Below are 12,717 nucleotides of genomic sequence, written 5' to 3' on the forward strand. Positions count from 1 at the left end.
CGGGACGGCGCTGGGCGCCTCGCGCCGGGCACCGCGCGCCGGGCGGCTACGACGCCTTGCGCAGCCCGCCGAAGACCAGCCGCGCCACGGCATCGGCCACCTCGCGCTCGCCCGCGCCCGCGCCCGCCCGGCCGTCGGGGCCCTCGGGCCGGTACCACTCCACGATCGAGTTGATCATGCCGAAGACCAGGCGGGTCGCGAGCCGCACCTCCACGTCCGCGCGGACGTCCCCCTCGGCCGCCGCGGCCTTCAGCAGGGCGGCGACCCGGTGGTCGAACTCCCGCCGCCGCTCCAGCGCCCACCGCTCGGTGGCCGTGTTGCCGCGCACCCGCAGCAGCAGTGTCACGTAGGGCAGTTCGGCCATCAGCACCTCGACCATGCGGCGCACGACGTACTCCAGGCGCCCGGCGGCGGGCCCCACGCGCGCGTGCTCCTCGTCGAGGATGCCGAAGAGCTCGTCCAGCGCCCGGCTCACCGCCCGGCGCAGCAGCTCCTCCTTGCCCGTGACGTGGTGGTAGATCGACGACTTGGAGATCCCGGCGGCCTTGGAGAGGTGCTCCATGGAGGTGCCGTCGTAGCCGCGCTCGATGAAGACCTGCACGGCGACGGAGAGCAGCGTCTCGGGCGTGTACGTGTCGCGCCTGGCGGTGGTCATGAGGGGGTGCCCTCCTGCTTGTCGGCGGCGTACGCGTGGCGGTACAGCGCGAGGGACGGCGCGTACCGGCCCGTGGGCGCGCACTCGTGCAGGTTGCCGAGGACCGAGCAGGCCCAGTCGCCGCCGAGCCGGCGGCTCCACTCCAGGGGGCCCAGCGGGTAGTTCACGCCGAGGCGCATCGCGGTGTCGACGTCCTCCTCGGTCGCCACGCCCTTGGCGACCGCCTCCACCGCCAGGTCGACGAGGCGCGCGACCGTGCGGGCGACGATCATGCCGGGGACGTCTCCGATGACGCTGACCTTCTTGCCGAGCGCCTGGAACAGGCCCGTGGCCTCGGCGACCGTGCGCGGGGAGGTGCTCTGCGCGGCGGAGAGCGCGACACGCGTCGCCGCGCGGTAGTCGAGCGCGAGGTCGAAGTAGACGACGTCCTGGAACTCCACCGAGGTCTGGCCGTCGGCGAGCACGAGCTGCCCACCGCTGGGCAGGACCAGCCGCGTGCCGTTGTCCTCGGCCTCCTCGCGCACCTCGACGCCCGCCTCGCGGATCAGCGCGAGCACCTCGGCGGCCGGCCCCAGGTCGCCCTCGGCGACGACGTACGCGGGCGGGTCGGCCGGCTCGGCGGTGTGCGGCTCGGGCCGCTCGGCGCCGTCCCGGTAGTCGTACCAGCCCTGTCCGCTCTTGCGGCCGAGGCGCCCGGACTCGACCAGGCGGCGCTGGGCCAGCGACGGCGTGAACCGCACGTCCTGGAAGAACGCCTGCCACACGGAGTGCGTGACGGACTCGTTGACGTCCTGCCCGATGAGGTCGGTCAGCTCGAAGGCGCCCATCCTGAAGCCGCCCGACTCGCGCAGCACGGCGTCGATGGTGGCCGGGTCGGCGCCCTGGTCCTCGTAGACGGCGAGGGCCTCGGCGTAGAAGGGCCGGGCGATGCGGTTGACGATGAAGCCCGGGGTGTCGGCGCAGGCGACCGGCGTCTTGCCCCAGGCGCGCGCCGTCTCGTACGCGCGCGTGGCCGACGAGACGTCGGTGGCGAAGCCGGAGACGACCTCCACCAGCGGCAGCAGCGGCGCGGGGTTGAAGAAGTGCAGGCCGACGAAGCGGCCGGGGCTGCCGAGCCCGCCGGCGATGGCGGTGACGGACAGGGAGGAGGTGTTGGTGGCGAGCAGGCAGTCGTCGCCGACGACGTCCTCCAGCGCCCGGAACAGCTCCTGCTTGGCGTCCAGCCGCTCCACGACGGCCTCGACGACCAGGGCGCAGTCGGCCAGGTCGGAGAGGGCCCCGGCGGGCTTCAGCCGGGCGCGGGCGGCGTCCCGCTCGGGGCCGGTGAGCCGTTCCTTCTCGACGAGCCGGTCGAGCCGGGCGCCGATCGCGTCGGCCGCTTCCCGGGCCCGGCCGGGGACGGCGTCGTACAGCCGCACGGGGTGGCCCGCGACCAGCGCCACCTGGGCGATGCCCTGGCCCATGGTGCCGGTGCCGACTACGGCCACGGGGCTGCTGAGGTCGAGTGCTGTCATGTGCGCGATCCTCCCGCACGGGGTTTTCCACAGATGCGGCGGTCCCCCTTGTCCCGACCGATCGTTCGGTTACTCTAGCCGTGTCCGCCCGCCCGCCGCCCACCACCACCCTGCCTGAGGCGCTGCGCGCCGCACCTTTTGATATTCCTGCCCAGGTTTCCCCCCAGGTCCACGAACTCGACGGCGAGTCCGTGGGAGACGAGGAGTTGGTCCCGCATGGCCGCCGAACTCACCGCACACCAGCTGATCGCCCAGCACCGGCCGACCCTGGACCTGGCGCTGGAGACGATCCGCACGCGCGCGTACTGGTCCCCCCACCCCGAGCACCCCAAGGCCTACGGGGAGAACGGCAGCCTGGACATGGCCGCCGGCAAGGCCGCCTTCGACGCCCTGCTCGGCACCCGCCTCGACCTCGGCCAGCCCGGCACCGACGACTGGGTCGGCGGCGAGGTCTCCCCGTACGGCGTCGAGCTGGGCGTCCAGTACCCGCACGCGGACCTCGACGTGCTGCTGCCCGCCATGAAGGCCGGCCAGAAGGCGTGGCGGGACGCGGGCGCCGAGCTGCGCGCGATGGTCTGCCTGGAGATCCTCCGCCGGATCGGCGCGCGGACCATGGAGTTCGCCCAGGCGGTCATGCACACCTCCGGACAGGCCTTCATGATGGCCTTCCAGGCGGGCGGCCCGCACGCCCAGGACCGCGGCATGGAGGCCGTGGCCTACGCGTACGTGGAGCAGGCCCGCACCCCCGACACGGCGGAGTGGACCAAGCCCCAGGGCAAGCGCGACCCGCTCGCGCTCACCAAGGGGTTCACGCCGGTGCCCCGGGGCATCGGCCTGGTCATCGGCTGCAACACCTTCCCGACGTGGAACGGCTACCCGGGCCTGTTCGCCTCCCTCGCCACCGGCAACGCGGTCCTGGTCAAGCCCCACCCCCGCGCGGTGCTGCCGCTCGCCCTCACCGTGCGGGTCGCCCGCGACGTGCTCGCCGAGGCCGGCTTCGACCCGAACCTGGTCGCGCTGGCCGCCGAGCGCCCCGGCGAGGGCATCGCCAAGACCCTGGCGACCCGCCCCGAGATCCGGATCATCGACTACACCGGCTCCACCGCCTTCGGCGACTGGCTGGAGGCCAACGCCGGCCAGGCCCAGGTCTTCACCGAGAAGGCCGGCGTCAACACGGTGCTCGTCGAGTCGACCGACGACTACCAGGGGATGCTCGCCAACCTGGCCTTCTCGCTGTCCCTGTACAGCGGCCAGATGTGCACCACCCCGCAGAACCTGCTGATCCCCCGCGACGGCATCCGCACCGACCAGGGCCCCAAGTCCTACGACGAGGTGACCGCCGACCTGGCGCGCGCCGTCGACGGCCTCCTCGGCGACGACGCCCGCGCCAACGCGCTGCTCGGCGCCATCGTCAACCCGGACGTCAAGGCCCGCCTGGAGGCCGCCGCCGGACTCGGCGAGGTCGCCCTGGCCTCCCGCGAGATCACCCACCCGGAGTTCCCGGACGCGGTCGTGCGCACCCCGGTGATCGTCAAGCTGGACGGCGCCAAGCCCGGCGACGAGGCCGTCTACACCAGCGAGTGCTTCGGCCCGGTCTCCTTCGCCGTCGCCGTCGACTCCGCCGCCGACGCCGTGGAGCTGCTGCGGCACAGTGTCCGGGACAAGGGCGCGATGACGGTCGGCGCGTACACCACCGACCCGGAGTTCGAGGAGGCCGTCACGGAGGTCTGCCTGGACGAGGCCGCCCAGCTCTCCCTCAACCTCACGGGCGGGGTGTACGTCAACCAGACGGCCGCCTTCTCCGACTTCCACGGCTCCGGCGGCAACCCGGCGGCCAACGCGGCCCTGTGCGACGGCGCGTTCGTCGCCAATCGCTTCCGCGTGGTCGAGGTCCGCCGGCCCGCCTAGGGCACGTGCGGTGCGCCCCCGGTGGCGCTCCAGTGGTACAGCGTCATGGCCACACTGGTCGCGAGGTTGTAGCTGGAGACCTGGGGGCGCATCGGCAGCGCCACCAGATGGTCGGCCCGCGCGCGCAGCTCCCGCGAGAGACCGCTGCGCTCGGAGCCGAACGCGAGCAGCGCGTCGTCCGGCGGCTTCAGCCCGCGGATGTCCTCGCCCTCGGGGTCCAGCGCGAAGACCGGCCCCGGCGGCAGCTCCGCCACCTCCAGCCGCTCCACGACCGTCGCGAAGTGCAGCCCGGCCCCGCCCCGCACCACCGTGGGGTGCCAGGGGTCGAGCGTGCCGGTGGTGACCACCCCGGTCGCCCCGAAGCCGGCGGCCAGCCGGATCACCGCGCCCGCGTTGCCGAGGTTGCGCGGCTGGTCGAGGACCACCACCGGGGCCCGGCGGGGCCTGCGTGCCAGCGCCTGAAGACCGGCAGCCCGCGAGGGCCGTACCGCCAGGGCGGCCACCGCCGTGGGGTGCGGCCGCGCCACCAGCGACGCGTACGCCTCCTGCGGCACCTCGGCCAGCAGGCCGTCCAGCGTGTCGCGCACATCGGGCGCCAGCTCGTCGGCTAGGGCGAGGGCGGCCCCGCGGTCGGTGGTGACGGCCACCGGCACCCGGGCGCCGAACCGCAGCGCGTGCTTGAGCGCGTGGAAGCCGTCCAGCAGGACACACGGCCCGGCGTGCCGGCGCCAGGCGGCCAACGGGTCGGGCTCGGTCATGCCCTGAAGCCTACGTGGGTCTGCTCGGAGCCCTCCGGCCCCTCGGGCCCCTCCCCGGATCGCTTGTCCCCCTCGGCCCCCTCCCCTGGACCCTCCTCACCGGATCCGGCCCGCGGGCCCGGCACCGTGGCCGCACGGCCCGCCCCGCCCTTGCTCCCGCCCGCGCCGGGGAACCCGGCCGGCATCCGGCCCAGCAGCCGTGCACGCGCGCGTGCCGCCCCGTCGCCCACGCGGCGCAGGAACGAGGTCGGCAGGAACACGGCGTCGGCGGCGATCATCGCCAGTGAGAAGAACGGCAGCCCGAGCGTCACGGCGATCACCGCGTGCTCGGTCATCATGGCGGCCAGCAGCACGTTCTTGACCCGCCGGTTGAACAGGGTGAACGGGAAGGCGACCTGTACGGCGACCGTGCCGTAGGTGATGAGCATGACCATGGTGCCGTTGCCGGCGAGGGCGTCGGAGAGCGCGGGCCAGGGCGAGAAGTAGTCCAGGTGCAGCGGGTAGTAGACGGCCGTACCGTCCTGCCAGCGCGAGCCCTGGATCTTGTACCAGCCGGCGGTCGCGTAGATCAGACAGGCCTCGGCCATGATCACGAAGAGCGCGCCGTTGTGCACGACGTTGGTGACCACGTCCAGCAGGATCCGCGGCTGGCTGCCCTCGGCCGCACGCCCGACGGCCCAGCCGATGCCCAGCGCCACCCACACCGCCCACAGCAGCGCGGGGACGAACCAGTCGCCGTCCATTCCGCTCGCGAGCGTCACGGTGAGCAGCAGGAAACCGAACACGGACCACAGCAGCGGCCCGACCCGGTCCCGGACACGCTCTCCACGCGCGCGTGCCTCGTCGCCGCGCCGCGCCCGGCGGGCGTCCAGCGACCAGACGCGGCCGCAGCGGGTGAGGACCAGGTAGATGCTCATCAGGTGCAGGACGTTGTCGCCGCCGTCACCCATGAAGACGCTGCGGTTCTGCAGCGAGAGCACCCCGACCATGAACAGCACGGACATGGTCCGGGTGCGCCAGCCCAGCAGGAGCAGCACGCTGCTCAGCACGGCCAGGGCGTAGACGATCTCGAACCAGGCGGACGAGTCGGACCACATCAGCACCGTGAAGGCACCGTTGTCCGCGATCAGTTGCTCGGCGAGGTCGTGACTCCAGGGGCTCTCGGGGCCGTACAGCTCGCTCCGGTGGGGGAGTTCGCGCAGCAGGAAGAGCAACCAGGTGGCGCTGAAGCCGATGCGGATCACGGCGGTCTGGTACGGGCCGAGCGCGGCGCCGGTGACGCGGGCGATGGAGCGGGAGACCGAGAGGGCGATGCCGTTCACGCGGCGCCCCCGGTCCTCGCGGCGCCGTCGCCCGCGCCGCCCTCCTCCGGGTTCGTGCCGACGGGCACCGTCCACCAGGGCAGCTCGCGGTACTCCGGCCGGTCGGAGACCTTCTCACCGGTCCACGGCGGCGGCTCCACGTTGGTGGTCCGCGACCGGTACTGGACGCGCTCGACGGTCCCGCCCTCTCCGGCGGCTCCGTTCCGGTCCAGCCGCTGGACGGCGATGTGCCGCAGGTAGGTCTCGGAGAGGGTGCCCCGCATGCCCACCGGCCGGTTGTCGGAGTCATGGCTGGAGACGAAGAAGTCCCAGGCCCGGCGGAGTTCGTTCTGCTGCGTGTGGCTCGGCAGCGGATTGCCGTCGATGGCCCGGCCGTCCTCCGCGGACAGGTCGTACCAGCCGGTCGTGCGTATCTCGCCGTCCGCCGTGCTCACGTCGGCGCGGACCTGGACCGAGATGTTCTGCTGGAGCGGGTTGGGCGCGAAGAGCTTCCAGTTCTGTTCGAACTCGGGGAAGACCCACTCGTCCACCACCTCGCCGTGCTGCTTGGTGAAGGTGTTGGACGGGGCCACGTGCAGGAACACCAGGCCTATGTGGGCGCAGACGGCGACCGCGACGACCGCGAGGGCGACCACGGCACCGACCTGGTAGCGCGGGGAGAGCGCGGCGACCCCGGTACGGGGTGCCGGGGCCTCCGAGGCACCGGTGGTCCCGTCCGCCCCGCCGGACCGTTCTGCCGCCTCTCCGGACTGTTCCGCCGCCCCGCCGGGCCTGCCCGGGTCCTCCTGCCCGTCCCGCCCCTGCCGGGCGTCCGAGCCCGTGTCGTACGCTTCCATTCCGCCCCGTTCGGTCCCGATCCGTCCATCCGCCCGCGCACCGCGGAGCGCCCGCGCGGCACAGCCCGGCCGCCCGGCCATGTTCGAACGGGAACGGTACTCAGGACCGGCCTCCCGCACATCCCCCGGCGGACCGGCCGCACCGTGGCCGTCACCACATCCGCGGGACGTCCACGGGACATCCGGGGACAGCTTAGAGAACGTGCCCCGGCTCGCCCTTCTCGTCCACGACCGCCCGGCCGGCCGCGGCCCACTCCTGCATGCCGCCGTCGACGTTCACGGCGTCGACGCCCTGCTGGACCAGGTACATGGTGACCTGCGCCGAACGCCCGCCGACGCGGCAGAGCACGTGGATCCTGCCGTCCTGCGGCGCGGCCTCGGCCAGCTCGCCGTACCGGGCCACGAACTCGCTGAGGGGAATGTGCAGCGCCCCGGCGGCGTGACCCGCCTGCCACTCGTCGTCCTCGCGGACGTCCAGCAGGAAGTCGCCGTCCTTGAGGTCTGCGACCCCGACCGTGGGCACACCAGCTCCGAAACTCATGCCCCAGACGCTACCCGAGCCGCCGCCCGGCCCCGTGCCGTGCCGCTCAGTCCCGCCCGAGCGCCGCCGCCAGCTCCGCCTCGCGCTCCCGCACCTGGGTGGCGAGCTGCTCGGCGATCTCCTCAAGGAGCCGGTCGGGGTCGTCGGGGGCCAGCCGCAGCATGGCGCCGATCGCGCTCTCCTCCAGCTCCTTGGCGAGCAGCGTCAGCATCTCCTTGCGCCGGTCCAGCCACTCCAGGCGGGCGTACAGCTCCTCACCCCGGCTCGGGCGCCGCTCGGGCACCGGCCCGGCGGCCCACTCCTCGGCCAGCTCACGCAGCTGTGCCGCGTCGCCGCGCGCGTAGGCGGCGTTGACGCGGGTGATGAACTCCTCGCGCCGGACCCGCTCGTCCTCCTCCTGGGCCAGGTCGGGGTGGGCCTTGCGGGCCAGCTCGCGGTAGAGCTTGCGGGCCTCCTCGCTCGGCCGCACCCGCTGCGGGGGCCGTACCGCCTGGTCCGTGAGCATCGCCGTGGCCTCCGGGAACAGCCCGTCCCCGTCCATCCAGCCGTTCAGCAGCTCCTCGACCCCGGGGATCGGCATCAGCCGGGCCCGGGCCTCGTCGGCCCGCTCCCGGTCGGCGGCGTCGCCGGTGCGCGCCGCCCTGGCCTCCAGGATCTGCGCCTCCAGCTCCTCCAGACGCGCGTACACCGGGCCGAGCCGCTGTTCGTGCAGCCGCGAGAAGTTCTCGACCTCCACGCGGAAGGTCTCCAGCGCGATCTCGTACTCGATGAGTGCCTGCTCGGCGGCCCGTACGGCCTGTTCCAGCCGTTCCTCGGGACGCGGCGCACCCCCCTGCTCGGGCTCAGCTTCCGGCGTCGTCACCCGTCCAGCCTAGGTCCTGTCGTCAACCTCCCGTCGTCCGCCCGGAGCGCGAGGCAGACGGGAGGTTGACGACAGGAGCTGGGCCACGATCGGGTCCGCCCCGGCGGGCCGCGACGGCCCCTCACACCCCCAGCTCGGCCGCCACCCGCCCGCTGCGTACCGCCGCGGCCAGTACGGCGTGGTCGGCCTCCGTCCGATCGGCGTAGGCCACGGCGAAGGCCGCCACCGCCTCGTCCAGCTCCGCGTTCTTGCCGCAGTAGCCCGCGACGGTCCGCGGGTCGGCGCTGTGCGCGTGGGCGCGGGCCAGCAGGGCGCCCGTCATGCGGCCGTAGTCGTCCAGCTGGTCGGCGGCCAGGGCCGTGGCGTCGACGCTGCCCTTGCGGTTGCGGAACTGCCGCACCTGGAACGGCCGCCCGTCGACCGTCGTCCAGCCCAGCAGCATGTCGCTGACCACCTGCATCCGCTTCTGCCCCATGACCACCCGGCGGCCCTCGTGCCCGGGCTCGGGAACGTCGAAGCCTGCCGTCGCCAGGTGGGGCAGGAGCACGGACGGCCGGGCCTCCTTGACCTGGAGGACGAGCGGTTCGCCCCGGTGGTCCAGGAGCAGCGCGACGTACGACCGCGTGCCCACGCTGCCGGTGCCCACGACGCGGAACGCGACGTCGTGCACCGCGTACCGGGCGAGCAGCGGCAGCCGGTCCTCGGAGAGCGTGGCCAGGTACGGCTCCAGCGCGGCCGCGACCGTCGCCGCCTCCGCGTCCGGCACCCGGCGCAGCACCGGCGGCGCCTCCACGAAGCGCCGCCCGCCCTCCTCGGTGGCCTCGGTCGACTTGGCCGCGAAACGCCCGCTGGTGTTGGCCCGCGCCTTCTCGGAGACCCGCTCCAGGGTGCCGAGCAGGTCGTGGGCGTCGGTGTGGGAGACCAGTTCCTCGTCCGCGATGGCGTTCCAGGCGTCCAGCGCCGGAAGCCTGGCCAGCAGCCGCATGGTGCGCCGGTAGGCACCCGCCGCGCCGTGGGCGGCCTCACGGCAGGTGTCCTCGTCGGCGCCGGCCTCCCGGCCCGCGAGGACGAGCGACGCGGCGAGCCGCTTGAGGTCCCACTCCCAGGGGCCGTGGACCGTCTCGTCGAAGTCGTTGAGGTCGATGACCAGGCCGCCGCGGGCGTCACCGTAGAGACCGAAGTTCGCCGCGTGCGCGTCGCCGCAGATCTGCGCGCCGATCCCGGTCACCGGGGTACGCGCCAGGTCGTACGCCATCAGCCCGGCCGACCCGCGCAGGAAGGCGAACGGCGTGGCCGCCATCCGCCCGGCCCGCAGCGGGGCGAGCCCGGGGATCCGGCCCCGGTTCGACTCCTCGACCGCGACGAGCACGTCCGGGCGGCCGGCGTCCAGGTCGAGCGCGGCGTGCGCGGAGCGCGGGACGCGGGCGCGCACGGCCTTGCCCTCCGCCTTCGGCGAGCCCGGTGCGGGCCACCGCGCGAATCCCGGCACGGCCGGCACCCGCACGCCCCCGTCCGGCCCCTCCGCGTCCCCGCGCGCCCCCGGCACCACCCGGGTCGCCGACTCCGTGACCGCCCCCGCCGTCGCCCCGCTCATCCGGGCCGCCTTCCCCGTACTCGTCCGTCGTGCTCACGCCTGCCGATTCGCGCCCCGACCGTACCTCCGCCCGAACCGCCCGTACACGCGCTCCGGCCCGCCGCCCGCATAACGCCGGGCAGAGGGCGGAACAGGAGGTGCCCGCGGCCCCGGGTGCGCGCCTACGGTTTCCAGCGCTCCCTGCCCCCCGGTCCCCGACGTCCCGGACGCCGCACCTCCCGTCCGGCCGCCCGGGGACCACCCACCGAGGAGACCGAGGAACCCCATGGCCCCCGACGCCCCCACACCCCCCGACAACCCCGGCACCGGCAGCGGTACCGACCGCGCCGCCCTCAGCCGCAAGGCGCTCCTCAGGGCCGCGGTCGCCGCCGGCGCCGCCGTCCCCCTGCTGGCCACCGGCTCCATCGCGCTCGCCCGGGACGCCGCCCGCTCCTCCACCGGCCGCACGCTGACGCCGACCCCGTACTGCGACGACGGCGACGACCCGACGCCGGACCAGATGGAGGGCCCGTACTTCAAGCCGAACTCCCCGCGGCGCACCAGCCTGGTGACACCCGGCACCGTCGGCACCCCGCTGACCGTCGCCGGCTACGTCTTCGGACGGAACTGCGCCCCGCTGCCCGGTGTGCTCCTCGACTTCTGGCAGGCGGACAACGCCGGCGCCTACGACATGGCCGGATACGCCTTCCGCGGCCACCAGTTCACCGACGCCACCGGCGCCTTCACCCTGCGCACGATCGTCCCGGGCCTCTACCCGGGCCGTACCCGGCACCTCCACGTCAAGGCGCAGGCACCCGGCCGGCCCGTGCTGACCACCCAGCTCTACTTCCCCGGCGAACCCCGCAACGCCACGGACGCGCTCTTCGACCCGGCGCTCCTGATGAACGTCCGCGCCGGGGGCGGCGGCAGGGAGGCCACCTTCGACTTCGTCCTGGACGTGGACGGCGGTCCCGGCCCCAGCCCCACCGACCCGCCCACCGACCCGCCGAACGGCACCTGGGCACCCGGCCGCTCCTACACCGCGGGCGACCGCGTGACCTACGGCGGCCGCGCCTACCGCTGCCTGCAGGGGCACACCGCGACGACGGGCTGGGAGCCGCCCCACGTGCCGGCCCTGTGGCGGCCCGAGTCCTGAGACCTTCCTCACAGCCGCCCGCTCGCGGACACTCCCCGCGTCCCGCGTCCGGGCATGCGGAAGCCCCCCAGGTCCGAGACCTGGGGGGCTTCCGGCTGGTGCGCGAGGGGGGAGTTGAACCCCCACGCCCTTGCGGGCACTGGAACCTGAATCCAGCGCGTCTGCCTATTCCGCCACCCGCGCATTGGGTGTGTCTTCCGGGTCCTTGCCTCGCCTTGCCTGCGGCCTGGCCCCTTCCGACACGAGAACATTAGCACGCTGCCAGGGGTGGATTCACATCCCTTACGGCCGGGAGCAGGGCGCCCGCCCCGCTCCCGGGCACTCGTCTCGACCCGTGGCCGTTCACGTATCAACCTCGTACCGGTACGGCCCGTCTCCCCAGGAGCCGGTAGGGGTCCGCGGCCAGGTGCGGGACACTGGTCTGCGGCCGCCTCTACGATCCTGGGCATGAGTACCCGAGGGAGCGCATCCCGAAGGTCCCCGGGAGTTCGAAGGACGGCTCCAGCGGGAACTCCGAGAGGCGTCGACACCCGTCGACCGGGCCGACAGGGGGAACCAGCCGATCGAGCGGCGCGTGGATACGATCAGTAAGCAGTACCAGGTGGACAGTGCACGGACGAGCGGTGCGCACACCGGCAGGACGCAAGGCAGCAGTACGCAAGGCAGCGGACAGGACGGCAGCGACGGAGGAGGTGCCCCATGGGAGTCCTGAAGAAGTTCGAGCAGCGTCTCGAAGGTCTGGTCAACGGCACCTTCGCGAAGGTGTTCAAGTCCGAGGTGCAGCCCGTGGAGATCGCGGGAGCGCTCCAGCGCGAATGCGACAACAACGCGACCATCTGGAACCGCGACCGCACCGTCGTACCCAATGACTTCATCGTGGAGCTGAGCACACCCGACTTCGAGCGGCTCAGCCCCTACTCGGGCCAGCTCGGCGACGAGCTGGCCGGCATGGTCCGCGACTACGCCAAGCAGCAGCGCTACACCTTCATGGGACCCATCAAGGTCCACCTGGAGAAGGCGGACGACCTCGACACCGGCCTGTACCGGGTGCGCAGCCGTACGCTCGCCTCCTCCAGCAGCCAGCAGGGCGGCGGCCCGGCCCCGGCGGGCCCCGCCGCTCCCCCGGCACCCGGCGCACGGCCCGGCGCCCCGGGCGGCGGCTACGGCTACCCGCCGGCCGGAGCACCCGCCGGCGCCCCGCCCATGCCCGCCGCGCCGCCGCCCGGCGCACGCCCCGGCGGATACGGCTACCCGCAGCCCGCGGGCGGCCAGCAGCCACCGGCGGCGCCCGCGTCCGGCGGACGCACCCGCCACTGGGTCGAGATCAACGGCAACCGCCACCAGATCTCCCGCGGAACCCTGGTCCTCGGCCGCAGCACCGAGGCCGATGTGCGCATCGACGACCCCGGCGTCTCCCGCCGGCACTGCGAGATCCGGACCGGAACGCCCTCGACGATCCAGGACCTCGGGTCCACGAACGGCATCGTGGTGGACGGGCAGCACACAACCCGCGCTACGCTCCGCGACGGCTCCCGCGTCGTCGTGGGCAGCACCACCGTTATCTACAGGCAAGCCGAAGGGTGATCCGGGGG

11 protein-coding genes and 1 tRNA gene are annotated in these 12,717 nt (G+C 73.9%); 3 read left to right on the forward strand and 9 right to left on the reverse strand.

The window, feature by feature from the left end; all coding sequences use genetic code 11:
* Positions 1–46: 46 nt before the first annotated feature.
* Both ACFW01_RS23800 and ACFW01_RS23805 read right to left on the reverse strand, forming a co-directional pair.
* Positions 47–655 (reverse strand): TetR/AcrR family transcriptional regulator, encoded by a 609-nt coding sequence (locus tag ACFW01_RS23800; RefSeq protein WP_384506391.1) that lies wholly within the window; start codon positions 653–655, stop codon positions 47–49.
* Positions 652–2,169, reverse strand: coding sequence for a 3-hydroxyacyl-CoA dehydrogenase (locus tag ACFW01_RS23805; RefSeq protein ID WP_234956510.1), 1,518 nt, complete (start codon positions 2,167–2,169; stop codon positions 652–654). The genes ACFW01_RS23800 and ACFW01_RS23805 overlap by 4 nt, the downstream gene beginning before the upstream one ends.
* A 216-nt stretch (positions 2,170–2,385) precedes the next feature.
* Between ACFW01_RS23805 and paaN the strand changes: the two genes are divergently transcribed.
* Positions 2,386–4,077, forward strand: coding sequence for a phenylacetic acid degradation protein PaaN (gene paaN / locus ACFW01_RS23810; RefSeq protein WP_384506394.1), 1,692 nt, complete (start codon positions 2,386–2,388; stop codon positions 4,075–4,077).
* On the opposite strand, the gene ACFW01_RS23815 is transcribed toward paaN, so the two are convergent.
* The 6 genes from ACFW01_RS23815 to ACFW01_RS23840 all read right to left on the reverse strand — a co-directional run bounded on the left by ACFW01_RS23815 (position 4,074) and on the right by ACFW01_RS23840 (position 9,990).
* Positions 4,074–4,835 carry a TrmH family RNA methyltransferase gene (locus ACFW01_RS23815; RefSeq protein WP_384506397.1) on the reverse strand — a complete coding sequence of 254 codons (762 nt, stop codon included), beginning with the start codon at positions 4,833–4,835 and terminating at the stop codon, positions 4,074–4,076. The genes paaN and ACFW01_RS23815 overlap by 4 nt on opposite strands.
* The gene (locus tag ACFW01_RS23820) at positions 4,832–6,157 is read right to left on the reverse strand and encodes an HTTM domain-containing protein (protein WP_384506400.1); all 1,326 of its coding nucleotides are present in this window, start codon (positions 6,155–6,157) and stop codon (positions 4,832–4,834) included. The genes ACFW01_RS23815 and ACFW01_RS23820 overlap by 4 nt, the downstream gene beginning before the upstream one ends.
* Positions 6,154–6,993, reverse strand: a complete 840-nt coding sequence (locus tag ACFW01_RS23825; protein ID WP_384506403.1) for a DUF5819 family protein — start codon at positions 6,991–6,993, stop codon at positions 6,154–6,156. The genes ACFW01_RS23820 and ACFW01_RS23825 overlap by 4 nt, the downstream gene beginning before the upstream one ends.
* Before the next feature lie 193 nt (positions 6,994–7,186).
* Positions 7,187–7,516, reverse strand: a complete 330-nt coding sequence (locus tag ACFW01_RS23830) for a rhodanese-like domain-containing protein (protein WP_384506478.1) — start codon at positions 7,514–7,516, stop codon at positions 7,187–7,189.
* Between the two features lie 64 nt (positions 7,517–7,580).
* Positions 7,581–8,396, reverse strand: a complete 816-nt coding sequence (locus ACFW01_RS23835; RefSeq protein ID WP_161332034.1) for a hypothetical protein — start codon at positions 8,394–8,396, stop codon at positions 7,581–7,583.
* A 121-nt stretch (positions 8,397–8,517) separates the two neighbouring features.
* A complete protein-coding gene (locus ACFW01_RS23840; protein WP_384506406.1) occupies positions 8,518–9,990 on the reverse strand; it encodes a DUF2252 domain-containing protein in 1,473 nt (490 codons plus the stop codon).
* A gap of 265 nt (positions 9,991–10,255) precedes the next feature.
* On the opposite strand from ACFW01_RS23840, the gene ACFW01_RS23845 reads away from it, so the two are divergent.
* Positions 10,256–11,125, forward strand: a complete 870-nt coding sequence (locus ACFW01_RS23845; RefSeq protein ID WP_234956503.1) for a carbohydrate-binding protein — start codon at positions 10,256–10,258, stop codon at positions 11,123–11,125.
* Positions 11,126–11,221: 96 nt separating this feature from the next.
* Here ACFW01_RS23845 and ACFW01_RS23850 read toward each other — a convergent pair.
* Positions 11,222–11,308: transfer RNA gene (locus ACFW01_RS23850), tRNA-Leu, on the reverse strand.
* A 516-nt stretch (positions 11,309–11,824) separates the two neighbouring features.
* Here ACFW01_RS23850 and ACFW01_RS23855 point away from each other — a divergent pair.
* Positions 11,825–12,709, forward strand: a complete 885-nt coding sequence (locus ACFW01_RS23855; protein WP_234956502.1) for a DUF3662 and FHA domain-containing protein — start codon at positions 11,825–11,827, stop codon at positions 12,707–12,709.
* Positions 12,710–12,717 lie beyond the last annotated feature (8 nt).

Source organism: Streptomyces sp. NPDC058985 (genome assembly GCF_042740985.1).
In the GTDB taxonomy this organism is placed as follows: Bacteria; Actinomycetota; Actinomycetes; order Streptomycetales; family Streptomycetaceae; genus Streptomyces.

Excerpts from the sequence above, each read along its gene's own strand:
- ACFW01_RS23800 (WP_384506391.1), bottom strand. The coding sequence starts at position 655 with ATGACCACCGCCAGGCGCGACACGTACACGCCCGAGACGCTGCTCTCC.
- ACFW01_RS23805 (WP_234956510.1), bottom strand. The coding sequence starts at position 2,169 with ATGACAGCACTCGACCTCAGCAGCCCCGTGGCCGTAGTCGGCACCGGC.
- paaN (WP_384506394.1), top strand. The coding sequence starts at position 2,386 with ATGGCCGCCGAACTCACCGCACACCAGCTGATCGCCCAGCACCGGCCG.
- ACFW01_RS23815 (WP_384506397.1), bottom strand. The coding sequence starts at position 4,835 with ATGACCGAGCCCGACCCGTTGGCCGCCTGGCGCCGGCACGCCGGGCCG.
- ACFW01_RS23825 (WP_384506403.1), bottom strand. The coding sequence starts at position 6,993 with ATGGAAGCGTACGACACGGGCTCGGACGCCCGGCAGGGGCGGGACGGG.
- ACFW01_RS23840 (WP_384506406.1), bottom strand. The coding sequence starts at position 9,990 with ATGAGCGGGGCGACGGCGGGGGCGGTCACGGAGTCGGCGACCCGGGTG.
- ACFW01_RS23845 (WP_234956503.1), top strand. The coding sequence starts at position 10,256 with ATGGCCCCCGACGCCCCCACACCCCCCGACAACCCCGGCACCGGCAGC.
- ACFW01_RS23855 (WP_234956502.1), top strand. The coding sequence starts at position 11,825 with ATGGGAGTCCTGAAGAAGTTCGAGCAGCGTCTCGAAGGTCTGGTCAAC.